The organism is Winogradskya humida (assembly GCF_016862215.1).
Taxonomy (GTDB): domain Bacteria; phylum Actinomycetota; class Actinomycetes; order Mycobacteriales; family Micromonosporaceae; genus Actinoplanes; species Actinoplanes humidus.
The window spans coordinates 18,572-43,256 of record NZ_BOMN01000098.1 but is presented as its reverse complement, the minus strand read 5'-3'; the positions used below and the strand labels follow the sequence as shown (position 1 = coordinate 43,256).

18 protein-coding genes and 1 pseudogene are annotated in these 24,685 nt (G+C 70.1%); 12 read left to right on the top strand and 7 right to left on the bottom strand.

Features of this window, described 5'->3' with window-relative positions; translation table 11 throughout:
- The first annotated feature begins 81 nt into the window (after window positions 1-81).
- A complete protein-coding gene (locus tag Ahu01nite_RS50760) occupies window positions 82-1,968 on the top strand; it encodes an iron-containing alcohol dehydrogenase (RefSeq protein WP_239159353.1) in 1,887 nt (628 codons plus the stop codon).
- The gene (locus Ahu01nite_RS34310; protein WP_203840873.1) at window positions 1,965-3,710 is read left to right on the top strand and encodes an FAD-dependent oxidoreductase; all 1,746 of its coding nucleotides are present in this window, start codon (window positions 1,965-1,967) and stop codon (window positions 3,708-3,710) included. The genes Ahu01nite_RS50760 and Ahu01nite_RS34310 overlap by 4 nt, the downstream gene beginning before the upstream one ends.
- A gap of 139 nt (window positions 3,711-3,849) precedes the next feature.
- On the opposite strand, the gene Ahu01nite_RS34305 is transcribed toward Ahu01nite_RS34310, so the two are convergent.
- Window positions 3,850-4,425, bottom strand: coding sequence for a TetR family transcriptional regulator (locus Ahu01nite_RS34305; RefSeq protein ID WP_203840872.1), 576 nt, complete (start codon window positions 4,423-4,425; stop codon window positions 3,850-3,852).
- Window positions 4,426-4,543: 118 nt separating this feature from the next.
- Here Ahu01nite_RS34305 and Ahu01nite_RS34300 point away from each other — a divergent pair, with 118 nt between their 5' ends.
- Together Ahu01nite_RS34300 and Ahu01nite_RS34295 are read left to right on the top strand one after the other, a co-directional pair.
- The gene (locus Ahu01nite_RS34300) at window positions 4,544-5,413 is read left to right on the top strand and encodes a zinc-binding dehydrogenase (protein WP_239159352.1); all 870 of its coding nucleotides are present in this window, start codon (window positions 4,544-4,546) and stop codon (window positions 5,411-5,413) included.
- Window positions 5,414-5,422: 9 nt separating this feature from the next.
- Window positions 5,423-6,298 carry an LLM class flavin-dependent oxidoreductase gene (locus Ahu01nite_RS34295; RefSeq protein WP_203840871.1) on the top strand — a complete coding sequence of 292 codons (876 nt, stop codon included), beginning with the start codon at window positions 5,423-5,425 and terminating at the stop codon, window positions 6,296-6,298.
- Here the strand turns inward: Ahu01nite_RS34295 and Ahu01nite_RS34290 are convergent.
- Entirely contained in the window at window positions 6,288-7,574 is a 1,287-nt protein-coding gene (locus Ahu01nite_RS34290; RefSeq protein ID WP_203840870.1) for a helix-turn-helix transcriptional regulator, read from the bottom strand. The two genes, Ahu01nite_RS34295 and Ahu01nite_RS34290, sit on opposite strands and share 11 nt — an antisense overlap.
- Window positions 7,575-7,712: 138 nt before the next feature.
- On the opposite strand from Ahu01nite_RS34290, the gene Ahu01nite_RS34285 reads away from it, so the two are divergent.
- From Ahu01nite_RS34285 to Ahu01nite_RS34275, 3 genes are all read left to right on the top strand, one after another.
- Window positions 7,713-8,597 (top strand): NADP-dependent oxidoreductase, encoded by an 885-nt coding sequence (locus Ahu01nite_RS34285; RefSeq protein ID WP_203840869.1) that lies wholly within the window; start codon window positions 7,713-7,715, stop codon window positions 8,595-8,597.
- A 229-nt stretch (window positions 8,598-8,826) separates the two neighbouring features.
- Window positions 8,827-9,921 carry a cytochrome P450 family protein gene (locus Ahu01nite_RS34280; RefSeq protein WP_239159351.1) on the top strand — a complete coding sequence of 365 codons (1,095 nt, stop codon included), beginning with the start codon at window positions 8,827-8,829 and terminating at the stop codon, window positions 9,919-9,921.
- 491 nt (window positions 9,922-10,412) lie between these two features.
- Entirely contained in the window at window positions 10,413-10,829 is a 417-nt protein-coding gene (locus tag Ahu01nite_RS34275; RefSeq protein ID WP_203840868.1) for an ATP-binding protein, read from the top strand.
- On the opposite strand, the gene Ahu01nite_RS34270 is transcribed toward Ahu01nite_RS34275, so the two are convergent.
- Window positions 10,789-11,991: a PucR family transcriptional regulator gene (locus tag Ahu01nite_RS34270; RefSeq protein WP_203840867.1), complete on the bottom strand. Its 1,203-nt coding sequence runs from the start codon at window positions 11,989-11,991 to the stop codon at window positions 10,789-10,791. The two genes, Ahu01nite_RS34275 and Ahu01nite_RS34270, sit on opposite strands and share 41 nt — an antisense overlap.
- 119 nt (window positions 11,992-12,110) lie before the next feature.
- On the opposite strand from Ahu01nite_RS34270, the gene Ahu01nite_RS34265 reads away from it, so the two are divergent.
- The 4 genes and pseudogenes from Ahu01nite_RS34265 (at window position 12,111) to Ahu01nite_RS34250 (ending at window position 17,258) form a co-directional block, all read left to right on the top strand.
- On the top strand, window positions 12,111-13,172 hold the full coding sequence (locus Ahu01nite_RS34265; RefSeq protein WP_438874850.1) for a ferredoxin reductase: 1,062 nt from the start codon (window positions 12,111-12,113) through the stop codon (window positions 13,170-13,172).
- A 44-nt stretch (window positions 13,173-13,216) separates the two neighbouring features.
- A pseudogene (locus Ahu01nite_RS34260) lies at window positions 13,217-14,302 on the top strand (fatty acid desaturase family protein); the annotation flags it as partial.
- 389 nt (window positions 14,303-14,691) lie between these two features.
- Window positions 14,692-15,972 (top strand): Na+/H+ antiporter NhaA, encoded by a 1,281-nt coding sequence (nhaA, locus tag Ahu01nite_RS34255; RefSeq protein WP_203840864.1) that lies wholly within the window; start codon window positions 14,692-14,694, stop codon window positions 15,970-15,972.
- Window positions 15,969-17,258: an ArsB/NhaD family transporter gene (locus Ahu01nite_RS34250; RefSeq protein WP_203840863.1), complete on the top strand. Its 1,290-nt coding sequence runs from the start codon at window positions 15,969-15,971 to the stop codon at window positions 17,256-17,258. The genes nhaA and Ahu01nite_RS34250 overlap by 4 nt, the downstream gene beginning before the upstream one ends.
- Window positions 17,259-17,277: 19 nt before the next feature.
- On the opposite strand, the gene Ahu01nite_RS34245 is transcribed toward Ahu01nite_RS34250, so the two are convergent.
- The 4 genes from Ahu01nite_RS34245 to Ahu01nite_RS34230 all read right to left on the bottom strand — a co-directional run bounded on the left by Ahu01nite_RS34245 (window position 17,278) and on the right by Ahu01nite_RS34230 (window position 23,002).
- Entirely contained in the window at window positions 17,278-17,724 is a 447-nt protein-coding gene (locus tag Ahu01nite_RS34245) for a CBS domain-containing protein (RefSeq protein WP_203840862.1), read from the bottom strand.
- Window positions 17,725-17,890: 166 nt separating this feature from the next.
- Window positions 17,891-19,225: a glycoside hydrolase family 6 protein gene (locus Ahu01nite_RS34240; RefSeq protein WP_203840861.1), complete on the bottom strand. Its 1,335-nt coding sequence runs from the start codon at window positions 19,223-19,225 to the stop codon at window positions 17,891-17,893.
- 31 nt (window positions 19,226-19,256) lie between these two features.
- Window positions 19,257-20,363, bottom strand: a complete 1,107-nt coding sequence (locus Ahu01nite_RS34235) for a lytic polysaccharide monooxygenase (protein ID WP_239159350.1) — start codon at window positions 20,361-20,363, stop codon at window positions 19,257-19,259.
- 14 nt (window positions 20,364-20,377) lie between these two features.
- A complete protein-coding gene (locus Ahu01nite_RS34230) occupies window positions 20,378-23,002 on the bottom strand; it encodes a cellulose binding domain-containing protein (RefSeq protein WP_203840860.1) in 2,625 nt (874 codons plus the stop codon).
- A gap of 245 nt (window positions 23,003-23,247) precedes the next feature.
- On the opposite strand from Ahu01nite_RS34230, the gene Ahu01nite_RS34225 reads away from it, so the two are divergent.
- A complete protein-coding gene (locus Ahu01nite_RS34225) occupies window positions 23,248-24,582 on the top strand; it encodes a cellulase family glycosylhydrolase (protein WP_239159349.1) in 1,335 nt (444 codons plus the stop codon).
- Window positions 24,583-24,685: the final 103 nt, after the last annotated feature.

The following is a 24,685-nucleotide window of genomic DNA, read 5'->3' as shown; positions in this document are numbered from 1 at the left end:
CGATACATATTGTTCGTATCGCACGCTCCGGGGAGAGTGGGCACATCGGCCTCCGTCGTGACCGCGATCACAGGAGCACTCATGTCCCTCGTCCCCTTCGAGCGTCAGACCAACGGCCAGCGGGTCGTCTTCGGTGCCGGCGCCGCCCGCTCCCAGCTCGGTGCCGAGATCGAACGGCTCGGCTCGAAGCGCGTACTCGTCGTCGCCGGAAAGGCCTCACGGCAGCTGGCCGAGGAGTTGACCGCGCAGCTTCCGGTGGCGGGGTTCGTCGCCGACGTCCGGATGCACGTTCCTGTCGAGGCCGCCGGGCGGGCCCGGGAACAGGCCGTCTCTGCGGGCGCGGACCTCCTGCTCAGCATCGGGGGCGGTTCGACCACGGGTACGGCCAAAGCCGTCGCGCTCACCAGCGGCCTGCCGATCCTCGCCGTCCCCACCACGTACGCCGGCAGCGAGGTGACCCCGGTCTGGGGCCTCACCGAAGCGGGCCGCAAAACGACCGGCACCGACCCGCGAGTGCTGCCCCGGACCGTCATCTACGACCCCGAGCTGACCCTCGGCCTGCCGCCCGAGCTGACCGTCGCGAGCGGGCTCAACGCGCTCGCGCACTGCATCGACTCGCAGTGGGCCCCGCAGGCGAACCCGGTCGACACCGCCCTGGCGCGCGAGGGTGCACGCTCGCTCATGGCCGGTCTGCCGCTCGTGCACGCGGACGGCAAGGACCTGGCCGGGCGCACGCAGGTTCTGTACGGCGCCTACCTCGCCGGGCTGAGTTTCGCCGGGGCCGGCTCCGGGCTGCACCACAAGATCTGCCACGTGCTCGGCGGCGCCTACAACCTGCCGCACGCGCAGACCCACGCGGTGGTGTTGCCGCACGTGCTTGCGTACAAAGGCACGGCCGATGCGCTCACCGAGTTGCTCGCTCTGTACGACGCGATCGGGGCGCCACGCGCGCTGCGGGACCTCGGCATGCCGGAATCCGCCCTGGGGGAGGCCGCACGTCTGGTCGTGGAGGCCGCTTCCGTCCCCCTCGCCGTCGCGGACCACCTGATCCGGGACGCCTGGTCCGGTCGGATTCCCACGGCGGGACCGTCGGGTGAGGCCGCGCGGCGCGAGCAGTACGTGACCGATCAGGTGCTGCGGAGCTTCGCGGACGCTCCCGAGCCGCGGTTCAAGGAAGTGATGGAGGCGCTCGTCCGGCACTCGCACGCGTTCGTCCGCGATGTGCGGCTCACCGAGGCCGAATGGGAGGCCGCGATCGGGTTCCTGACCCGCTCCGGGCACATCACGGACGACCGGCGGCAGGAGTTCATCCTGCTCTCCGACGTGCTCGGCCTGTCGATGCTGACGATCGCGGTGAACCAGCCGCCGGAGCCGGGTGCCACCGAGGCGACGGTGTTCGGGCCGTTCTTCGTCGCCGGGGCTCCCGCCGTGCCGTACGGCGGTGACCTCGCGCAGGAGGCCAACGGGCAGCCGTGCTGGGTGGACGGCGTGGTCCGCGGTGGCGACGGGCGGCCGGTCGCGGGTGCGCGTATCGACGTGTGGGAGGCGGACGAGGACGGGCGGTACGACGTGCAGTACGGCGACGACCGTACGGCGGGGCGCGGGCATCTTCTCACCGACGAGCGGGGGCGTTACGGGTTCTGGTGTGTGACGCCCACGCCGTACCCCATCCCTCATGACGGCCCGGTGGGGGATCTGCTCACCGCGGCAGGCCGCGGGCCCATGCGCGCGGCGCACCTGCACTTCATGGTCACGGCGGCGGGCTTCCACCGGCTGGTGACACACATATTCGTACGCGGTGACACCTACCAGGACTCCGACGCGGTCTTCGGCGTCAAGGAATCCCTGGTCGTGGACTTCACCGAGCAGGAGCCGGACACCCCGAATCCCACGGGACGGGAGCTCGACGGCACCTGGACCCGCGCGCAGTTCGACATTGTTCTCATCGACCTTGGGGAGCCCGCATGACCGAGCTGCAGACCGGCGTCCTGGTGATCGGCAGCGGCCCGGCCGGCGCGTCCGCCGCGCTGTTCCTGGCCACCTACGGCGTGGAGCACATCGTCGTCACGAAGTACCGCTGGACTGCGAACACCCCGCGCGCGCACATCACCAACCAGCGCACGGTCGAGATCATGCGGGACATGGGCATCGAGGACGAGGTGCTCGCCGAGGCGACGCCGCATCACCTGATGGGTGACACCGTCTTCTGCAGCAGCCTGGCCGGTGACGAGATCGGCCGGGTACGCACCTGGGGCACCCACCCGGCGCGCGAGGCCGACTACCGGCTGGCGAGCCCCTCCCTCAACTGCGACCTGCCGCAGACGCTGTTCGAGCCGCTGCTCATCGGGCATGCGGCGGCGCGCGGGAGCCGGATCCGGTTCGACACCGAGTACGTGTCGCTGGAGCAGGACGCCGACGGGGTCAGCGTGCGGGTCCGGGACCGCATCTCCGGTCACGAGTACGTCATCCGCGCGAAGTACGTGATCGCCGCGGACGGCGGCCGGAGCAAGGTCGCCGCCGATCTGGAGCTGCCCATGGCGGGGCAGATGGACGTCGCCGGCAGCATGAACATTGTCTTCCACGCCGACCTCAGCACGTTCGTCGCCCACCGGCCCAGCGTCCTCTACTGGGTGCTGCAGCCGGGCGCGACCATCGGCGGCATCGGGCTCGGGCTGGTACGGATGGTCCGGCCGTGGAACGAATGGCTGATCACGTGGGGCTACGACATCATCGGGCCGCCGCCGAAGCTCGACGACGAGATGGCCACCGGCATCGTGCACAGCCTGATCGGTGACGACTCCGTGCCGGTGGTCATCCGGTCGCTGTCGTTGTGGGGCAACAACAAGATGTACGCCGAGCGCTACCGCGAGGGCCGGGTCTTCGCCGTCGGCGACGCGGTGCACCGGCACCCGCCGTCGAACGGGCTCGGGTCCAACACGTCCATCCAGGACTCGTACAACCTGGCGTGGAAGCTCGCGCATGTGCTCAGTGGCAAGGCGGGGGAGGGGCTGCTCGACAGCTTCGACGCCGAGCGCGCGCCGGTCGGCAAGCAGATCGTGCTCCGGGCCAACAAGAGCATCGAGGAGTTCGGGGCGATCCTCGCGGCGCTCGGTGTGCGGGGCGACCAGGACGTGACGCAGATGCAGCAGGCCATCGCCGCCCGCGGGGACGACTCACCGGAAGGCGCGGCCCGGCGCGAGCAGTTGCGGACGGCGCTCGAGCTGAAGGACTACGAGTTCAACGCGCACGGGGTCGAGCTCGGGCAACGGTACGCCTCCCGCGCGATCGTTTCCGACGGGTCGCCGGAGCCCGCGTACACACGCGATCCTGAGCTCTTCTACCACCCGACCACGTGGCCGGGGGCGCGGCTGCCGCACTGCTGGCTCGGCCGTGACGGGCACAAGGTGAGCACGCTGGACGTGGCGGGCAAGGGGCGGTTCGTGCTGCTCACCGGCATCACCGGGCGGGCGTGGGTGCAGGCCGCGGCCAAGGTGGCGGACCAGCTCGGCGTCAAGCTCGAGGCCGTTGTCATCGGGCCCGGCGCGGACCTCACCGATCTCTACGACGACTGGGCCCGGCTGCGGGAGGTCGGCGAGGACGGCTGTGTCCTGGTACGCCCGGACGCGCACGTCGCCTGGCGCTCCGCCCACCTCGCCGCCGGCCCGTCCCAGGAGCTGTCCCGCGTCCTGACCGAGCTCCTCGACCGCTGACCAAGGCCGGCCGGCCGGCCGGTTCGGTTCGGTTCGGCGAAAGGTTGTGCACAATTTAATTGTGCACAACCTAAATGGGCGAGACCCGCGGCCAGCCCGGCGCGCGGCCAGCCCGGCGCGCGGCCAGCCCGGCAGGCGGTCAGGACTTCGGGCGGAATGCTCCGTCGACGGCCGTGGCCAGCGCTTTCTTGCGGCGGGCGTGCTCCGTGGCGGTGTCCTCGGGGCTCGCCGCGACCAGGGTGCTCGCCGGGGACCAGGCCATGGACATGGCGATGACCAGCGAGTGGACGTCCTGCGGGGCGTAGCCGGTGTCGATGTGACCCGCTGCCTGGGCGTCGGCGATCGACTGGTGCTTCTTCTCGTCGCTCTTGGCCATGTGGGCGTACAGGTTGCCCGTGGGGATGCGTTCGAGGCGGGCCCAGGCGCTCAGCCGGACGAGGTGGGGGCTGCCGAGGTACGCGTCGTACAGGCGGGTCGCGTAGCCGGGGAGGTCGTCGGCGGTCAAGGGGACCGCGTCGACGATCTCGTTGACGGATTCCGTCCAGATGGCGTCGAAGAGGTCGGTCTTGTTGCCGAACCAGGCGTACATCTGCTGCTTGTTGACCTTGGAAGTGGTGGCGATGCGGTCGACGCGGGCGCCGGCCAGGCCCCAGGTGGCGAACTCGGCGGCGGCCGCGTCGAGGAGGCGGCGTCGCGATGCCTGTCCGTCTGCCATGTGGCGACCTTAACAGGGGACAAACCAACTAGATGGTTGCCCTAGTGGTACGGTCGACCAACCAACTAGTTCGTTGGCCTCCGTCGAAAGGCAACGCGCATGCGTCAGACATCCGGATATGCCCTGCACAAGCCCGGCGACGAGCTGCGCCCGTGGCAGTTCGAGCGCCGTGACCTGCGGCCCGACGACGTGGCAGTCACTGTCACCTACTGCGGCCTCTGCCACTCCGACGTGCACGCCGTCGACGGCGCGAGCGACGAGGGGACGCCGTTCGTTCCCGACCACCACGTACGGCGGGATCGACCGGCAGGACGGCAGTGTCACCCGGGGTGCGTATTCACGCGAGTACGTGGTCCGCGAGGCGTTCACCTATCACCTGCCCGACGGGCTCGACCCGGCCGCGGCAGCCCCGTTGATGTGCGCCGGCGTCACCGTCTGGGAACCGTTGCGCCGCTGGAACGCCGGCCCGGGCATGCTCGTCGGCGTGGTCGGGCTCGGCGGGCTCGGTCACCTCGCGGTCAAGCTCGCCAAGGCCCTCGGCGCCCGCGTCGCGGTGTTCACCACCTCGCCCGCGAAACAGGCGGCCGCACTGGAGCTCGGCGCGGACGAGGTCGTCGTCTCCAGCGACGCGAGCGCGATGGAGGCTCAGAAGGGCCGCTTCGCGTTCATCCTCGACACGGCGTCAGGCGCGCACGACCCCAACCCGTACCTGCGGGCGCTCGGCCTCGACGGCACCCTGTGCGTGCTCGGCATCCCGGGCAGCTGGACGGTCGACCCGATGAGCCTGCTCGTCGGCCGCAAGAGCTTCGCCTCCGCCGGCAGTGCGGGAACGAAGGGCACGCAGGAGATGCTCGACTTCTGCGCGGAGCACGGCGTCACCGCGGACATCGAGATCGTCGCCCTGGCCGACGTCAACGAGGCCATGGACCGCCTGCGCCGCAACGATGTGCGGTACCGGTTCGTCCTCGACGTAACAGAAGACGCCTAATCTGAGCGGATGGAGATCGGGCGGGTCGGCATCTGGACCAATCAATTCGATCAGGTACGCCTGTCGTCCGCCCTGCGCGCCGCGGCCGAGCTCGAACAGCTCGGATACTCGGCGCTGTGGCTCGGTGAGCTGTTCGGCCGCGAGGCGCTGACCCAGGCGACGCTCGTGCTGTCCGCGACGAGCGCGATCACGGTGGCGACGGGCGTGGCGAGCATCCACGGCCGGGACGCCACCGTGATGGTGCAGGCACAGCGGACGCTGCACGAGGCGTACGGCCCGCGTTTTCTGCTGGGTCTCGGTGTCGGGCATCCGTGGACGGTGAGCGAGATGCGCGGGCTCCCGTTCGGGCCGCGCCTGCCGACGATGCGCGCCTACCTCGAGCGGCTGGACGAGGTGTCGTTCGGCCCGCCGAACGCCGAGAAGCGGCCACCGCGCGTGCTCGGGGCGGTCGGGCCGGGAATGCTCGGGCTGGCCGCCTCGCACGCCGACGGCGCGTTGCCGATGGGGATGCCGGTCGGGCACACCCGGATGGCGCGGGCACTGATGGGTCCGGCGGCGTTCCTCGGCGTGGTGCTGCCCGTCCTCCCGGCCGACCGCACCGGCGTGGGCGAGCGGGTCGAGGACCGGGCCGCAGCCCGCCAATACGTCGTGGAGGCCCTGCCCAATCGGGCAGAAATGCTGCGATCCCTGGGGTACGACCTGAGCGCCGGCCCGGACGGTCTCGTCGACGATCTCGTGGCCCGCGGCGGCGTCGACGAGATCGGGCAGCGCGTCCGGGAGCACCTCGACGCCGGTGCCGACCACGTCTGCCTGAGCGTGATCGGGGCGCTGCCCGGCGAGCTGCCACTACGGCAATGGCGGACGCTCGCCGCGCTCACCGCCTGAAACTCAGGGCGGCCGCTTCGCCGCGGGAGCTCACCTGGAGCTTGTCGAGGATGTTGCGGACGTGGAACTTGACCGTGTGCTCGCTGAGTTGAAGACGCTCGGCGATCGCACGGTTCCGCAGGCCCTGGGTGATCCCCGCGAGCACCTCCAGCTCCCGCGGATTGAGCCGGTCGAGGGGGCGTATGTCCGCCGGCGCCTCGATGCCCAGCGGGAGGCTCGCGGTCACCGTGGTTCCCCACCCGGGGACGGCATCGACCTCCCAGCCGCCTCCGAGCGCCGCGAGCCGCCGGATCACGTCGTGGGCCGGTCCGCTCACGTCGTGGGCTGAGCCGCTCATGTCGTGGGCCGGGCCGCTCCCGTCGGTGCTGTCGTCGCGGACCGTGATGTGCAGTGCCTGGCTTCCGAGGCGCCAGGACGCCCGGATGCGGGTGGTCCTCGGCCGGTCGATCGCGGCGAGCACGAGGCCCCGGGTCACCGCGCGGGCGGTGTGCGCGATGTCCTGCGGGATCAAGCCGTCCTCCGCGGAACCGGCCAGGGTGATGTCGATGTGCGTGTGACGGACGAGCGGGGCGAGCTGGTCCTCCAGGGCGGCGAACGACGCGCTCGCCGGTTCCGCGGAGAGCTCCTGGTCGCGGTCGGCCACGGCCTTGAGCTCGATGAGGGCTTCGGCGGCGAGATCGGTGGCTGTCCTGCGCGCCACCGGGTCGGTGAGGCGGGCCGATCGGAGCACCGCCAGCAGGCTCGTGAGGGTGGTCGACCAGCTCTGGCCGAGATCGGTGATCGTCCGGGCCCGGGCGGCGGCCGCTGCCAGGTTGCCCGCCAGCAGGTCCGGGGTCTGAGCGGTCGCACGTTTGCCCTGGTCCGTGCTGAGGACGCGCCACAACCGGGCAGCCACGTCCAGGGCGGCGGCCGGTGGTTCGGGGTCCTCGGGGACTATCACCAGCAGTGACCGGGCCGAGGCGAGCAGGACGAGGCGGCGTTCGGCGCCTGCGAGGACAGCATCGATCAGGAGGGCGCCGCCGACTTCTGCGTGTCCTTCTGCGCGTTCGGACAGGCGGAGCAGTTCCGCGCTGGTGACCGCTTCCGTGATCGCCGGGTCACCCGCTACCGCCAGGGGGCTGCGGGCGCAGTCGCCGGTCTGGATCGCGGTGGCGTGGTGCGGGATGAGCTTTTCCAGCTCGGCGGTGAACAACTCGTACAGGTCCGCGCGCGGGACCGCCAGCAACCGTTCGACGACGTCGAGCACGTGGCGCGGGTCCGACCAGCAGGCGTCCATGGCAACCAGGGTAGGCAGGCCGGCGGGCCGGGGGACTGCTCCTTCGGGTAGTGGACGCTGCTCCTTCGAGTGGGCTGCCGCGCCCGCCCGGCGAGTTGACTTCCCGGCGTCGAAACAACTCCGGCGTCAGGAAATCCCATGCGAGCGATCACCTTCACCGAGTACGGCGGCACCGAGGTCCTGCGGATCTCCGAGATCGACATTCCAGAACCAGGACCGCTACAGGTACGCGTCAAAGTCCGCGCCGCCGGAATCAACCCGATCGACTGGAAGATCCGCAGCGGCGCGCTCCGGCACGTCTTCCCGGTCACCATGCCGCACACGCCCGGCCTGGAACTGGCGGGCATCGTCGACGCCGCCGGGGTGGACGCGGGCTTCGAGGTCGGCGAGGAGGTGTTCGGCTGGGCGGACGCCGGCGCGTACGCCGAGTTCGCGCTGGCCACCAACCTCGCGCCGAAACCCGCCGGGCTCTCGTGGGCCGACGCGGCGACGCTGCCGATCGCCGGTGCCGCGGCGGTCCGCGACCTCGACCGGCTGGCGGTCCGCGCGGGGGAGACGTTGCTGATCCACGGTGCCAGCGGGACAACCGGCCGGTTCGCGGCCCAGGTCGCGCTTGCCAAGGGGGTCACGGTCATCGGCACCGCCGGGGCCCGCCACCACGACGACCTGCGGGCGCTGGGCGTCGTGCCGATCCTGTACGGCGAGGGCTGGCCCCACCGAGCCCGCCTCGTCGCGGCAGGACACATCGACGCGGTCTACGACGCGGCCGGGCACGGACAGCTGCCGGGATCGATCGAGCTGCTCGGCGGCAAGGGACGGATCATCACCATCGCCGACGACGCTGCGTTCGAGCTGGGGATCCCGTACTCCACAGGCGGCGAGCAGACCCGGAAGTCCCTCGCGGAGGTCGCGCGCTGGGTCACCGAGCGTGGGGTGCGGATCGTCCACCGGCGCAGTTACGCACTCGCGGACGCGGCCGCCGCGCAGGCCGAGAGCGAGACCGGGCACCCGGGGGAAAGCTGACCATCCGCGGGGAATGAGCCATCGCCCGGCAGCAGCGTATGGCCCGGACCAGGCAGTGGATCGGCGAGGATGCGTGGACGCGGCATTTGCGGTTGAATTGCACGTTGTGCGTACCGAAAGAATGTTGCCGGCAGCTATCGTCTCTGATCCGCACGCTGTTTATGCGCAGTTGCGGGAGGACGGACCGGTTCACCAATTCGTGCTTCCGGACGGCAGTTCCGCGTGGATCGTGACCCGTTATGACGATGCGCGGGCGGCGCTGGCCGACCCCCGGCTCTCGCTGAGCAAGGCCCACGCCGGGCCCGGTGCCTGGAAGGGTTTCGGATTGCCGCCCGCGCTCGACGCGAATCTGCTGAACATGGATCCGCCGGACCACACGCGGCTGCGCCGGCTGGTTTCGTCGGCTTTCACACCACGTCGGATGGAGCTTCTGCGGCCCGGGATCGCGCAGGTCGCCGATGCGTTGCTGGAGCCCGTTGTCGCCGCCGGGCAGGGGGATCTGGTCAGGGCATTCGCGCCGCTGCCGGTCGCGGTGATCTGTGACGTGCTCGGCATTCCCGGGCAGCAGCGCGGGGAGCTGAAGAACTGGGCCGCTGTCCTGCTGGCACCGCCGAAGGACGACCCGAAGGCCGCCGGCCGGGCAGTGCTGGAGATTCAGGAATTTCTCGGGCGGCTCATCGAGGACAAGCGGAGCCGGCCGGGGGATGACATTCTCTCCGCCCTGATCGCGGCCCGCGACGAGGACGACCGCTTGAGCGAGGACGAGCTGACCTCGCTCGCATTCCTGACGATCATCGCGGGCTACGAGAATTCCGCCAATCTGATCGGGCTCTCGCTGCTCACCCTGCTGCGGCATCCGGCGCAATGGGCGGCTCTGCGGGCCGATCCGGGGCTGCTGCCCGGGGCCGTGCGGGAGTTGATGCGGTTCGAGCCACCCGCGCCGGTGTCGTTGCGGCGCTTTCCCAAGCAGGACCTGGAGATCGGCGGGGTACGCATACCGGCCGGCGACACCGTGCTGATCGCCATCGCCTCGGCCGACCGGGATCCGGCGCGGTGGCCCGATCCCGGCACGCTGGACCTCACGCGCGACACGTCCGGGCAGTTGTCATTGGGGCACGGCATTCATTACTGCCTTGGTGCCCCGCTCGCCCGGATCGAAGCCGAGGAGGCCATCGGTGCGGTGCTGCGCCGGCTTCCCGATCTGCAGCTCGCGGTGCCGGTCGGCGAGCTCGGCTGGCGGCCGTCCTTCCGGTCCCGTGCGCTGCGATCATTGCCCGTGCGGGCCGCGGAGGCTGGACAGCGGCAGCGGGGGGCTCTACATTGAGGACACGCCGTTGCGAGTTCTTCCCCCGTGGAATTCGCAGCGGCGTTTTAATGCCCGCGCACCGGTTTTAATGCTCGCGCACCGGCCGATTTCGGATTCGATCAATTTTTTCGTGTTAGGCTCGTAGTGTCGGGTTTCGTCATCGACCGCCCCGATTGCAGCAAATGTTTGCCCCACAGCATTTGCCCCAACCGCGTTTGCCTCACCGCTTTTGCCTCCACCGTGTATGCCTCCACCGTGTTCGCGTTCAACCGCGTTCGCGCTCAACCTCGGTTGCTGAGAAAATACCGCGGCGAAATGTTGCCCCGAAATGTCGCGCGGCGGCCCAACCGGTTCGGTGGGCCGCCGCGGCTTTTCCCGGCAAAGGCGAAATGCGGTCCCCGGTGCGCGGTGGGACACTTGTCAGGTGCGGCACCGGAGTTTTCCGGAGTCGCCCGGAGGGTGTGTCAGCGGCAGGCCACCCCTCGTCGGCTGCCGAGTCCGCGGGACCCATGTTGCCTTCACCAACGGACGAGCACATAACCCGGCTGACCCTTCCCGACGACTCCGGTGCCGGCGCTGCCGGGCGGGAATTCGTCACCGCGCAACTGACCCGGTGGCGATTGCCGCCGGACACCGTCGACATCGCCGTTCTGCTCACCAGTGAACTCGTCGCCAACGCCGTCAAGCACGCGCCGCCGCCGGGTGACCTGACCCTGGCCCTGGCCGACGAGTTCGTCCGCGTCGAGGTCGGTGATTCCAGCTCGTTGCCGCCGGCGGTGGCCGAGCAGCAGCCCCGGGCGCTCGGTGGCCGCGGGCTGCTGCTCGTCGAGGCGCTCGCCGCCCGGTGGGGGTGGCGGCAGGAGGCTCAGGGCAAGGTCGTCTGGTTCACGGTGACGGTGCGGACGGCGCCGCCAGTGCGATGGTGAGCGCGGACAGCCACTCCGGGTCGCGCAACCGTTCGCCGTAGAGCTCCCGCAGCCGGGTCATGCGATAGCGCACGGTCTGCGGGTGGATGAACAGCTCCGCCGCCACGTCCTCGCGCCGCCCCTGGTGCATCAGCCAGCTGCGCAGCGTCTCGACCAGCTTCGCGGCGGCGAGATCCGGGCCGCCGGCGAGCGGCGCCAGCACCTTCGCACGCAGGTCGGCGAGGGCCTGCGGGTCGGCCGTGAGCACCAGGACGGCGAGGTGGTCCTCGGTGTCGACGACCCGCCCGGCCGGCGAGAGCCCCGGGATCTGCATCGTGCGCACCGCGCGGTCGAACGACGCCCGCACCTGCGTCCACGGGCGGGCCGGGCCGACCACCGCACTCTGCCCGCGCAGCAGACCGGTGACGGCCGCCCGCGACGTGCCGTGCGCGTCGGGAACGAGCAGCAGCGAGAAATCCTGCACCCCCGGACCTGCCTCGCTCAGCTGCAGGGTCCGGCCGTCGAGCAGATCGACGACCGTACGCGCGGCGTGCTCGGGCACCAGCACCGCCGTCAGCGACTGCGGGGGTGCCCAGTCGGCGCGCTCGGCCGCCGCGATCAGGCTCTGCTCGGCCTCGCCCGCGAGCAGTGCGCGCGCGAGCTGCTCCAGGTGGCGCAGCCGGGCCCGGCCGGTGGAGGCCAGCTCGTCGGCGTGCCCGGCCACGCTCGCCGCGGACAGCTCGTCGATGTAGGCGAAGACCAGCTCGGCGAAGTGCGCGATGATCGGGGCGGGCTGCCCCGCGCCGACACTGATCGCGGCCAGCTCGTGCCAGGCGACCCGTGCCCCCACCCGATAGGCACCGAGCAGGGCGTCCAGGCTGCGACCGCTGCGGGCCTCACCCCGGCCCAGGGCGTACGCCGCCTCGAGTGCGGGGGCCAGGGGCGACTGCGGATCGGGGCCGTACGCGCGTGCCACGAGATTGAGGAACGTGCCCAGCGCCGCCTTGACCGCCCGCTCGATCTTGCTGCCCAGCAGGCCGGTGAAAGCCTCGGTGTACGCCGGGACCTCGGCCGTGATCGCATCGATGGTCTGCAGCGCGACATCCGACAGCCGTTCGCGTAACGGAGCGACCACGTCCGGCGAGAGCCGGTAGCTCCGGACGTCGGGGAGGGGCTCGGTCACGGCAATACTCCCGTTTAAACGCGGAATCTTGTGCAGGACGAACAAAGAACACGCTTGAATTCACTTCGTGTGGTCAGGACTCTACCCCTGAAACGCAGGACCCTTGTTATGTGGCTGTTATACGCAACCTGCGGACCGGCGCCTGGCGCGTCGTGGAACTCATCACCACGCCGGTGGTCCCCGCCGACTACCTCGACGTGATCGCCCCGCTACGCAACGCGAACGTGTTGCGTGCCCGGGTCGATGCGGTTCGTCCCGAAACGGACAGGGCCGTCACGCTGGTGCTGCGGCCCGGTCGCGGCTGGCTGCCGCACGAGCCAGGCCAGTATGTACGGGTGGGAGTCGACGTCGACGGCGTCCGCCTCTGGCGCTCCTACTCCATCACCAGCCCGCCCGCCCGCAAGGACGGCCGGATCACGATCACCGTGAACGCCGTGCCCGACGGCGCGGTCAGCACCCACCTGCTCACCCGGGCCCGGCGCGGGATGCTGCTGCACCTCGACGTCCCGACCGGCGAGTTCCAGCTGCCGGCGGCGCGCCCCGGCAAGGCGCTGTTCGTGACGGCCGGCAGCGGCATCACCCCCGTCATGGGGATGCTGCGCAGCGCCCTGCACGAGATGTCCGACGTCGTGGTGGTGCACTCGGCCGGCACCCACGAGGCCGTCGTGTTCGGCGCCGAGCTGCGCACGCTCGCCGCCGAGGGACGGATCCGGCTGGTCGAGCGGCACACCCGTACCGATGGCCGGATCAAGCCCGCCGACCTGGACGACCTGGTCCCCGACCTGTTCGACCGGCAGACCTGGGCCTGCGGGCCCAACGAGATGCTGGACGACCTGGAGGCGCACTGGGCCGACGCCGGCCAGGCGGACCGGCTCGTCACCGAGCGTTTCCGGCCCGCTCTGATCAGCGCCGGTGGCGGCGGCACGGTCACGTTCACGCAGTCCGGCACGGTCCTCGAGACCGACGGCTCGGTGCCGCTGCTCGACGCCGGTGAGGCCGCCGGCGTCCTGATGCCGTCCGGCTGCCGGATGGGCATCTGCTTCAGCTGCGTTCTCCCGCTGCGCGAGGGCGCCGTCCGCGACCTGCGCGACGGGACGCTCACCGTCGCCGAGGCCGGCGACAGCATCCCCGTACAAACCTGTGTGTCAGCCGCGGCGGGCCCCTGCCGCATCGAAGACTGACCCTCCTACCTCTTCCCCCGCTCCCTGCGAAAACGAGGAATTTTATGACCACCATCCAGCGCAAGAAGTCCAGCCCGATCGCCCACCTCACGCCCGAGGACATCGAAGCGATCGGCGTGGAGCTCGACGCCATCCGCGACGAGGTCATGAACAGCCGGGGTGAGAAGGACGCCGCGTACATCCGGCGGGTGATCGCCTGGCAGCGCGGGCTGGAGCTCAGCAGCCGCGGGGTGCTGCTCTTCTCGTTGTTCCCGCCGGCGTGGCTGGTGGGCACGGCCGGTCTGTCGGTGGCGAAGATCCTCGAGAACATGGAGATCGGCCACAACATCATGCACGGCCAGTGGGACTTCATGCGCGACCCGAAGATCCACTCGACCAAGTGGGAGTGGGACCACGCCTCCCCGGCCGAGCAGTGGAAGCACTCGCACAACGAGCTGCACCACACCTACACCAACGTCGTCGGTCGCGACAACGACCTCGGTTACGGCATCATGCGCGTCGACGAGGATCAGCGCTGGCACCCCATGCACCTGGGCCAGCCGCTGTGGAACTTCATCAACGCCTGCTTCTTCGAGTACGGCATCGCGGCGTACGACCTCGAACTCGGCAAGAACCTCGCCACCAAGGAGCGCCGCCAGCGCCCCGAGTTCAAGAGCGCCCTCAAGAAGGTCCGCCGCAAGATCGGCAAGCAGATGCTCAAGGACTACGTCGTGCACCCGGCCCTGTCCGGCCCGTCGTTCCTGCACACCCTCGCCGCCAACGCCACGGCCAACCTGATCCGCAACGTGTGGAGCCACTCGGTCATCATGTGCGGCCATTTCCCGAACGGCGTCGAGACGTTCGAGAAGACCTCCATCGAGGGCGAGACCCGCGGCGAGTGGTACCTGCGCCAGATGCTCGGCTCCGCCAACATCAGCGGCAGCAAGGCCATGCACATCATGACCGGCAACCTCTCCCACCAGATCGAGCACCACCTCTTCCCCGACATGCCCAGCCGGCGCTACGCCGAGATCGCCCCCAAGATCAAGGACCTCTTCCAGCGGTACGGCCTCACGTACACGAGTGGCCCGCTCCCCAAGCAGGTGGCCTCCGCCTGGTACAAGGTCATCCGCCTCTCCCTCCCCAACCGGGGCGAAGCCGCCATCCGCCGCCCCAAGGCCGTCAAGCCCGTCGTCGCGAGCGACCCCTCCGCCCGCTGGCGCCGTGCCTCGGCGGCGGTGGCCGAGGCCCCGGCAGCCGTCGCTGCCTCCGCGGCCGCGGCATCCTCCGCCGTAGCAGCTTCCGCAGCCGCCGCGTCGTCCGCCGTCGCGGATGCCGCGACCGGGCTGGCAGGAACCACCACTGCGCAGGCCTGAGCCCTCGCTGACGGTGCCTCGGCGTTTTCGATCGTGAAAGATGCCACGGGATCCGCGGCCCGTAGACCGGGCGGCGGATCCCGTGATCCCGTAGGGTTTGGATCAGGTGTGCCGGGAAGTCTGGTCGGCGGTTCTTTTGCCGACCCCTCCGGAGGATTCAGCCCATGGCCACTTCCCGTCTCTTCTCCCGTGGCACCTGGCCCGAGGCCCGGCGGATCGCCGACGTGCTGCGCGCCGAGACGGTCGGCGGCGTGCTGCTTCTCGCGGCTGCGGTGCTCGCCTTGGTTTGGGCCAATTCGCCCTGGTCGGACGCCTACCACGAGCTGTCGAAGATCCGGATCGGGCCGCACGGCTGGCACCTCGACCTGACCCTGGCCCAGTGGGCGGCCGACGGGCTGCTCGCCGTCTTCTTCTTCGTCGCCGGGCTCGAGCTCAAGCGCGAGTTCGTCGCCGGCGACCTGCGCGATCCGCGACGCGCCGCGCTACCGGTGGCTGCGGCGGTCGGCGGTATGGCGGTGCCGGCGCTGATCTTCGCCGCTGTCGCCTCTCGCACCGGCGGTGCCCTCGCAGGCTGGGCGATCCCCACCGCCACCGACATCGCATTCGCGCTGGCCGTGCTCAGCGTGATCAGCACCCATCTGCCCAGCTCGCTGCGGACGTTCCTGCTGACCCTGGCGGTGGTCGACGACCTGCTGGCCATCGCGATCATCGCGGTCTTCTACACGTCGGCGCTGCACCTGATCCCGTTGCTGCTGGCACTCGTGCCCATCGCACTGTTCGGCGTGCTGGTGCAGCGCCGGGTCCGCAGCTGGTGGCTGCTACTACCGCTGGCCGTGGTGGCCTGGGGACTCGTGCACGCGTCCGGCATCCACGCCACTGTGGCGGGCGTCCTGCTGGCTTTCACCGTCCCGGTGCGCGACCGCGACGGCACGGGCCACGGGCCGGCTGAGCTCTTCGAGCACCGCTGGCGGCCGATCTCGGCCGGCGTAGCGGTCCCGGTCTTCGCGTTCTTCGCGGCCGGAGTGTCGGTGGCCGACGCCGGGGGGATCGGCTCGGCGCTGACGAACACCGTCACGCTCGCTGTCGTCGCCGGGCTGGTCCTCGGCAAGGTCGCCGGCATCACCGGGTCGACGTGGCTCGTGCAGCGCTTCACCCGGGCCCGGCTCGACGACGGGCTGAGCTGGTGGGACGTCACGGGCCTGGGCCTGCTCGGCGGGGTCGGCTTCACCGTCTCGCTGCTCATCGGCGAGTTGGCGTTCGGCGCCGGCACCGAGCGCGACGGCTACGCGAAGATCGGTGTCCTGGCCGGCTCGCTGGTCGCGGCCCTGCTCGCGATGGTGGTGCTGCGGCTGCGCAATCGCCACTACCGGCGGCTCTGCGAGCAGGAAGAGGTCGACAGCGACCGGGACGGTATTCCCGACGTCTATCAGAGAGATCCCGCGTGAGCACACTCGGCTGGATCGCGGTGGCGATCTTCGTGACCGCGTACGTCCTGATCGCCACCGAGAAGATCAACCGCGTCGCCGTCGCCGTGGGTGGCGCGGCACTGATGCTGGCCATCGGCGCGACCGACGCGGAGCACGCGTTCTTCTCCGAGGACGCCGGCATCGACTGGAACGTCATCTTCCTGCTGATGGGAATGATGATGATCGTCGCCGTGCTCCGCCGCACGGGACTGTTCGAGTTCCTGGCGATCTGGTCGGCCAAACGAGCCCGTGGCCGTCCGTTCCCGATCATGGTGATCTTCATCGTGGTCACCGGCGTGCTCTCCGCCGCGCTCGACAACGTCACCACCGTGCTGCTGGTGGCACCCGTGACGCTGCTCGTCTGTGAACGGCTCGGCGTACCACCGGTGCCGTTCCTGCTTGCGGAGGTGTTCGCCTCCAACATCGGCGGAACCGCGACGCTGATCGGTGACCCACCGAACATCATCATCGCCGGGCGCTCCGGGCTGACGTTCAACGACTTCCTCAGTGTGCTCGCACCGTTCGTGGTGGTCGTGCTCGTGGTGCTGGTCGGGCTCTGCCGGATCATGTTCCGCAAGGCGTTCCGCTACGACCACGAACGGGTGCAGCGGATCATGGCGCTGAACGAACGGGACGCGATCCGGGACCCGCGCCTGGTCGTGACGAGCCTGTCCGTGCTCGCCGCGGTGCTCGCCGCGTTCGGGCTGCACACCGTCCTGGATCTCGAGCCGTCCGTCGTCGCCCTGCTCGGCGGGCTGCTGCTGCTGGCCCTGTCCCGGATCGACGCGGGCGAGATCGCCCGCGAGGTCGAGTGGCCCACACTGATCTTCTTCGCCGGCCTGTTCGTCATGGTCGGCGCCCTGGTGACTACGGGCGTCATCGGCTCCCTGGCCCACGCCGCCACCGAAGCGACCGCGGGCAAGCTGTGGCCGGCGACGATGTTGCTGTTGTGGGCCTCCGCCGCGCTGTCCGCGATCGTCGACAACATCCCCTACGTGGCCACCATGAGCCCGATCGTCGCGGACCTCGTCGACGCCAACGGCGGGCTCGGCCGCGCTCAGGTCCTGTGGTGGGCGCTCGCCATCGGCGCCGACCTCGGTGGGAATGCCACCGCCGTCGGAGCCTCGGCGAACGTGGTCGTACTGGGCCTGGCCGAACGCGCCGGGCACCGGATCACGTTCTGGGAGTTCACCCGGTGGGGCCTGATCGTCACGGTCGTCTCGGTCGCGCTGGCCGTCCCCTACCTCTACCTGCGCTTCTTCTGAGCTCAGGCGCCCAGGATGCTCAGGTGCCCAGGATGCGGTCGAGCAGGCCGTCCAGGGTGATCGCGCCGGTCATCACCCGGTCGGCGTCGACGACCGCCACCAGCGGCACTTTCGCACGGGCCATCACCGCGGCCACCTCCAGCAGCGTGGCCTTCGGGCTGACCGCGGGCAGCTCCCGGCGCTCGCGGGGCAGCAGGTCCGCGACCGTGCGGTCGCCGATGCCGTCGAGGATCACCGTGGCGTCGGCCTCGCCGATCACCCGGGCCAGAGCCGGGTCCTCCTGGCAGTAGGACGGCAGCGCCATCCGCAGGACCTGGACGCCGGCCAGCACGGTGAGCGGGCGGCCCCGGCGGTCGACGACGATCAGACCGGGCAGGTCCTGACCGGCGAGCACCTTGACGGCCTCGCGGGCGGGCATGTCCTCGGTGACCGTCGCCATGGTGACGGCCACGTCCGCGGCTAACATCGGCGCCTCCAGTCGCTTGTCACCTCACGGTATCTCGGTCCCGCCCACGTTCAGCCCTCCCGCGACAGAGCAGGGCGCAATCGCCGGTGCCGGGGCGAGCGGATCGCCGTGACACGGGGAAGCCCGGCCTTCCCGCAACGAAGGCCGGGCCTGGACCCCAGGGTTGTCAGAGGGTCGCGGTGCAGGTGGTGCCGTTGAGGGCGAAGGCGGACGGGGTGCCCGGGCTGCCGGTGAAGGTTGCCTGGAAGCCGGGGGTGACGGTGGCGCCGGAGCCGAGGGTGGCAGCCCAGCTCGGGCCCGTGACCGCGAGCGTGGTGCCGGACTGGGACCAGACGCCGTTCCAGCCGTTGCTGAGGGTGACCGTGCTGCCGACCGTGAACGTCAGCCGCCAGGTGCTCAGCGGCGGGCCGTTGTTCGTGATGCGAAGGTCGGCGGTGAAGCCCGTCGACCACTGGTTCGCCGTCCAGGTGACCGCGCAGGCGCCCGGGAACGACGGCGTGGAGGGCGACGGGGACGCGGGCGGGGTCGTGGTCGGTGGAGTGGTGGTGACCGGGGCTGCCATGGCCAGGTCGTAGGCGCGCTGGGGGACGAACTGGCCGGCGGGGCCGATGCAGCCGTCCGACTCGCCGGGGAGTTTGATCCAGAGGTACGCGTCGAGGATCGGGTCGGCGACCTGGTTCGTGCTCGGGGTGCCGATCGCGCGGCCGGCCGGGTCGCACCATTCGCTGCCCGCGGGGCCGTTGCCGTTGCGGCTGGTGTCGATGACGCCCTTGAGGCGGGAGACTCCGGTGGCGGCGATGACGTTGCGGACGTACGTGGTGCTCTCCGCCGTGGTCCGGTAGTTGGACACGTTGACCGAGATGCCGTCGGCGCTGTTGGCGATGTCCGCGCGTACCAGTCGGGAAGCGATCTCGGCCGGAGCGAGCCAGGCGGAGTGACCCGCGTCGAAGTAGACCTTGGCCTGCGCCGACGCGGCCTTGAGCGTCTTGCCCGCGTAGGCGATCGACGTGTAGACCTCGGCCTGCTGGGCCGTGGTGAGGCACGTGGTCATCAGCGACAGGACGTCCGGTTCCAGGATGATCGCGGCGGCCCGGCCGTGCAGGCCCGCTGCGACCTGGTCGATCCATTGACGGTACGCCGTGTGCGTCGGCAGCCCGCCGGAGCTCGCGCCGGAGCAGTCACGGTTCGGGATGTTGTAGACCACCAGGATCGGGATCTTTCCCGCCGTCGACGCCGCGGTGGTGAAGCTGTCCACTTCGGACGCCACTGTCGCGGGGTTGTTGGCGGTGAACCAGCGGGCCTGTGGCACGTTCGCGATCCGGTCGCGGATGACCGCCGTGCGGGAGTCGTTCGGGTTAGCGGCGACCCAGCGGGCGGCCTGGGTCGACGGGTCGACGTAGTAGGGGGAGTCGGCGGCCAGCGCGGGCCGGGCGGTCAGGACGCCCAGCCCGGTGACCGTCGCGGCGGCGAGTGCCGCGGCGAGGACGGGTCGGTATCGCAAGGGAAAACTCCTATCCGGGCGGGGAAGGCTCCTATGCGGGGAGGCAGGAGAGGCCGGGTAGTGATGCGGGCGCGCTGCCGTTGGCGATGAACCCGACGGTGGTGGTGGCTCCGGCCGTCAGGGACTTGTTCCAGGCTTCCGGCGCGACCATGGCCGAGGTGTCCATGGCGCTGAACGTGCCGCCCCACGACTGGGTGACGGTCTGACCGCCGGGCCAGATGAAGTGCACCATCCAGTTCGACACCGCGGTGGTCGCGGTCACCTTGATCTCACCCTGGAAGGCACCGGACCACGAGCTCGTTGTGGTGTACGCAGCAGAGCACGAACTCCCCGTGGGAGGCGTGGTCGTCGGCGGGGTGCTCGTCGGCGGCGTCGAGGTGGGGGGAGTGGTCGTGGGTGGCGTGGTGGGGGTCGTGCCGCCGCCCGTGCCGACTCCGGTGACCTCGCCGTTGCCGCCGTCAAACACCACGTCGGAGCAGCCGTAGAACGTCTCGTTGCTGTCCGAGCGCTGCCACACCGAGTAGATCAGGTGCCGGCCGCTCTTGCCCGACGGCAGGTTCGCCGTCCACGAGTACCGGCCATCCACAGTGCCTGGTCCGCCGGTCGACTCCGGGTTGACGACCTGGGAGAACGGTGTCGTCTCGAGGTCGCTCCAGGCCAGCGCGCGGGTCGGGCTCCACGTGTCCTTGGTGATGAAGAGCTTGAACGTGCCCGGGTGCTTCGCCCAGTTGTTGTAGTCGAAGCGCATGCTCGCACCCGACGTCAGGTGCGTGACCGGCCAGTCGGTGCGGGCCAGGTTGAAACCGGTGAAGTCGTACGGCCCCCCGGTGCCCGCGCTGCAGGCCTGCCCGTCGGGGATGAAACCGGAGGTACGGCCGGCGCCGTCGGAACGCAGCACGGCGAACCAGTTGTACAGCGAGTTGGCCCCGCTCTGGGCGACGGCGGCCGCGCAGGCCGGATTCTGCGGCACGATCTGCCCGGTCGAGGTCAGACCGTCCTTCCAGCAGAGATAGGTACGGCTGCCCGGTGCCATCATGGCGCCGTGCGCGCTCGCCGACGTCTGGGTGATCACGATCGCGCCGGTCGCGGCGAGGACGGCCGCGGCGGCGTACACCATGAACTTGTTGCGGACTTTCATGGGGTGTGCTCCTTTCAGCTCCGTGCGCAGGTGGTGGCCGGGACGGTGGCTGCCCCGGTGCCGGTGAGGCCGAAGGTGGTGGTGGCGTTCGCGGCGAGAGTGCCGTTGTAGGCCGCGTTGCGTACGGTGACCGCCGCTCCGGACTTGGTGAGAGTGCCGTTCCAGACCTGGGTGACGTCCTGGCCGGACGGGAGCGTCCAGCCGACGGTCCAGGCGGTCGTCGCGGCCGGGCCGTTGGTGACGGTGACCTCGGCCTGGAAGCCGCCCTGCCACGAGCTGGTGACCCGGTAGGTCGCCGTGCAGCCGTTGGTGGAAGGCGGGGGCGTGGTGGTGGAAGGAGTGGGGCTGGGCGACGTACTGGGAGTGGGGCTCGCCGTCGGGCTGGACGTCGGCGGGGTTGTCGTCGTGCCGGTGCGGTCGGCGTAGAGGATGCCGCGGCCGTTGGTGCCCAGGTAGACGCGGCCGTAGACGCGGGGGTCGCCGGCGAGTGCGTCGCCGTTGTTGCCGTACTGGTGGGCGTTGTCGTTGATCCGCACCCAGGTCGCGCCGGCGTCGTCGGAGCGGAAGACACCGTCCACGCCGTCGACCACACCGACCAGGAACACCGCCGGGTACGCCGCACCGGGCGCCGCCTTGCCGAACGCCACGTTGATGGCGGAGGTGACGGTGGCGAGCTTCGTGAACGTGGTGCCCGCGTCGGTCGAGTGGTGCAGTCCGGTCGTGCCGGCCAGCCACACGTCGCCGGTCTTTCCGGGCACTGCCTTCAGGTTCGTGGCGGCGAGGGCTGCTCCGGTGGTGAACGTTGCCCCGCCGTCCTTGCTGACGTAGACCGAGCTGCCCGCGTACCCGTAGAAGGTCCTGGGGTTGACCCTGTCCGATTCGACCTTGGCCCCGGCAGGGATGCCGGTGGAGGCGGTCCAGGAGCTGCCGCGGGTGGTCGAGTAGTAGACGCCGGTGCCGGCCGGGGACCAGACGAACGCGTTGGCGTCCGCGCCGACCGCGATCGTGCCGCCGCCGGTGACGCCCGAGGGTTCCTGGCCCGCGTACCAGTTCTTGCCGCCGTCGTTGGAGACACCGAGGTGCGGTGCGGCGTCCGCGTTGCCGACCCGGGCGAAGACCGCGGGGCTGAGCTCGGCGAAGTCGAGGCTGGTGTTGCTGCCCAGGCTCGGGGTGTCGTGGAAGTTCGGCGGCACGGCGCTCAGATCGGCGTGGTAGAAACCGCCGACGTCACCGAGCGCGCTGACCAGCGGCGCCCCCGACGGCGGGCTGGCCAGGTCGAGAACAGCCGTCTCCTCGATGCCGGTGGCGAACGGCTTGATCGTGAACGCGGTATCGCTGTCCCAATTGGACAGTTGCGTGGTGCCGTAGATGGTCGCGCCCGTCCCGTAGAGCATCCGGTTCGAGTCGAACGGGTCGATCTCGAGCGACTCGGTCATCCAGCCGAGCTTCGGGGTGGCCTCCGGCGGCTGCGGGTTGGTGTTGAAGTCGAGCCACGGATCCGTGGAGATGTCCATGGTGTAGCGCTTGGTCGTGCTCGGATAGCCGTTGTAGTCCCAGATCCGGGTCCACGTGGCGCCGTAGTCGGTGCTGCGGAAGAAGATGGCGTCGGGCCACCACGAGATCTGGGTGGCGACCATCAGCGTGCCGGGGTGCAGCCGGTCGACGGTCAGCCCGGAGTAGCCGTAGTACGCGTCCGCGGCCGGGGTCGGGCTGATGTCGGTCCAGGTCCCGGTGGTGGTGTCGAGGCGTTGCACCTGGCCGGCGCCGCCGTCGTACGGGCCACCGGTGTCACTGGTCGCGACGAACAGGTACTTGCCCTGGATGACGCCCTTGTGCGCGAGATATCCGGTGGGCTGCCCGGCGACGCGTTCCCAGGTCGTGCCGCCGTCGAGCGAGCGGTAGACCGGGTTCTGCTTGTCCGCGACGCCCACGTAGATCTGGTTGGTGTCGCCGAACGTCACCCAGGTGAGGCCCTGGTTCTGGTTCAGGTAGCCGTTCGGGTCGCTCGGGTCCTGCACGTAGTTTCCCGCGTTCGGGAACGCGGTCACCTTGCTGAACGTCGCGCCGTAGTCGGTGCTGCGGTACAGCCCGTTGCCACCCTCGGCGGCGAAGTAGACGTTGCGGTTGTTGCCCGGATCGACGGCCAGCCGTTCGCCCATGCCGCGGCCGGGCATGTTGCCGCCGTTCTTGAACGGCAGCGTGGTGATCTGCCAGGTCGCGCCGCGGTCGGCCGACCGCAGGATCGCGCCGTTGTTCGGGTCCCAGCTGTTGGTGTACATGCCGACGGCCGCGTACACCCTGTTCGCGTCGACGGGGTCGGCGGCGATGCTCAGCACGCCGTTGTAGCCGAACTTGTCGCGCGCCACCCAGTCCAGCAGGGGCACCCAGTTCTGGCCGGCCTGGTTCCAGCGGTAGGCGCCGCCGATGTCGGTGCGCGCGTAGATCAGGTTCTTCTCGGCGCGGCTGAAGACCAGACCCGGGACGAAACCGCCACCGTCGATCCGGACGTTCTTCCAGGCGTACGCGTCCGAGGCGGCAGCAGCTGCCGGAAGCGGCTGCTGGAGCGCGGGCACGGCGAGGGCGGCCGCACTGCTGAGGGACAGCGCGGCGATGAGGACGGTGAGGCGTCGGCGGTGCAAATGTTCCTCCCATCGATGGACGTGATTGTGGGAGCGCTCCCAGACAATGCTGTCTGTTCACGTGGCTGTCAAGAGTTGGAAACAAACTCTGGCGCGATGTGGGGTCTTTGCGCCGGTACCTGTTGACGCCGCCCGGTTCGGGGGACTAGAAAGACCGCTGTCGATCCATCGTGGGAGCGCATCCGTCTGTATGCGATGGAAGGCGTATCCCCGTGCGTAAGTTCGCTCTGGCTTTACTGGGCGTTTTGTCGCTCCTGATTGTTTTTGTGGCGCAGCCCGCTCATGCCGCCGCCGGTTTCACCGTCAGCGGTGGGCGGATCCTTGATGCCAATGGCGCCACCTTCGTCATGCGCGGTGTCAACCACGCGCACACCTGGTACACGACCCGCACGACGCAGGCGCTCGCCGATATCAAGGCGCTCGGCGCCAACACCGTGCGCGTCGTGCTCGCGAGCGGTCAGCGCTGGACCAAGAACGACGCCGCCGACGTGACCAATGTGATCAACCAGTGCAAGGCCAACCGGCTGATCTGCGTACTCGAGGCGCACGACACGACCGGCTACGGCGAGGAGGCCACCGCCGCCACCCTCGACCAGGCCGTCGACTACTGGATCTCGGTCAAGAGCGCCCTGGCAGGTCAGGAGCGTTACGTCATTCTCAACATCGGCAACGAACCGTACGGGAACACGGGCGCCGCGGCCTGGACCGATGCGACCAGGAACGCGATCGTCAGGCTGCGCGCGGCCGGCTTCGAGCACTCCATCATGGTCGACGCCCCCAACTGGGGCCAGGACTGGCAGTTCGTCATGCGCGACAACGCCGCGGCGGTCTTCGCGGCCGACCCGCAGCGCAACACCATCTTCTCGATCCACATGTACGGCGTGTTCGACACGGCCGCCGAGATCACCGACTACCTGGGGCGGTTCCGCAGCGCCGGGCTGCCGATCGTGGTGGGGGAGTTCGGCAACCTGCACTCCGACGGTGACCCGGACGAGGACACCATCATGGCCACCGCACAGTCGCTGGGCATCGGCTATCTCGGCTGGTCGTGGAGCGGCAACGGCGGTGGCGTCGAATATCTGGACCTGGTCACCGGCTTCTCCCCGGCCGCGCTCACCTCGTGGGGTCAGCGTCTCTTCAGCGGCGCCAACGGCATCACCGCGACCTCTGTCGAGGCCAGCGTCTACGGGGGCACCACGCCGCCCTCGTCGCCGTCCACGCCTCCTTCGACCCCGCCGTCCACGCCTCCTTCGACCCCGCCGTCCACGCCTCCTTCATCGCCTCCTGCCGGACTTTGCTCGGCGGCCGTTTCCGTGAACTCCTGGGGAGGCGGGTTCGTGGCGACCGTGCGTGTCACTGCTGGAAGCGCCGCACTGACCGGCTGGGTCGTCTCGCTCGCGCTGCCCTCCGGGGCGGCCGTGACCAACACCTGGAGCGCGACCGCGTCCGGGTCCGGCGGCACCGTGCGGTTCTCCAATGTGGCCTACAACGGGTCGCTCGCCGCCGGCGCCAGCACCGAGTTCGGATTCCAGGGCACCGGCGCGGCCCCGACGGCCACTCCTGGGTGCTCTATTTCCTGAAAGTTTCGGGTTCGTTAACTGGGTATTGCGCTGGGAGCGCTCCCATGGCAACATCACGCTCAGTCGCTAGTTCGGCACCGACGAACGTCGATCCGATTCCCCG

Excerpts from the sequence above, each read along its gene's own strand:
- Ahu01nite_RS50760 (WP_239159353.1), top strand. The coding sequence starts at position 82 with ATGTCCCTCGTCCCCTTCGAGCGTCAGACCAACGGCCAGCGGGTCGTC.
- Ahu01nite_RS34310 (WP_203840873.1), top strand. The coding sequence starts at position 1,965 with ATGACCGAGCTGCAGACCGGCGTCCTGGTGATCGGCAGCGGCCCGGCC.
- Ahu01nite_RS34305 (WP_203840872.1), bottom strand. The coding sequence starts at position 4,425 with ATGGCAGACGGACAGGCATCGCGACGCCGCCTCCTCGACGCGGCCGCC.
- Ahu01nite_RS34300 (WP_239159352.1), top strand. The coding sequence starts at position 4,544 with ATGCCCTGCACAAGCCCGGCGACGAGCTGCGCCCGTGGCAGTTCGAGC.
- Ahu01nite_RS34295 (WP_203840871.1), top strand. The coding sequence starts at position 5,423 with ATGGAGATCGGGCGGGTCGGCATCTGGACCAATCAATTCGATCAGGTA.
- Ahu01nite_RS34290 (WP_203840870.1), bottom strand. The coding sequence starts at position 7,574 with ATGGACGCCTGCTGGTCGGACCCGCGCCACGTGCTCGACGTCGTCGAA.
- Ahu01nite_RS34285 (WP_203840869.1), top strand. The coding sequence starts at position 7,713 with ATGCGAGCGATCACCTTCACCGAGTACGGCGGCACCGAGGTCCTGCGG.
- Ahu01nite_RS34275 (WP_203840868.1), top strand. The coding sequence starts at position 10,413 with ATGTTGCCTTCACCAACGGACGAGCACATAACCCGGCTGACCCTTCCC.
- nhaA (WP_203840864.1), top strand. The coding sequence starts at position 14,692 with ATGGCCACTTCCCGTCTCTTCTCCCGTGGCACCTGGCCCGAGGCCCGG.
- Ahu01nite_RS34245 (WP_203840862.1), bottom strand. The coding sequence starts at position 17,724 with ATGTTAGCCGCGGACGTGGCCGTCACCATGGCGACGGTCACCGAGGAC.
- Ahu01nite_RS34235 (WP_239159350.1), bottom strand. The coding sequence starts at position 20,363 with ATGAAAGTCCGCAACAAGTTCATGGTGTACGCCGCCGCGGCCGTCCTC.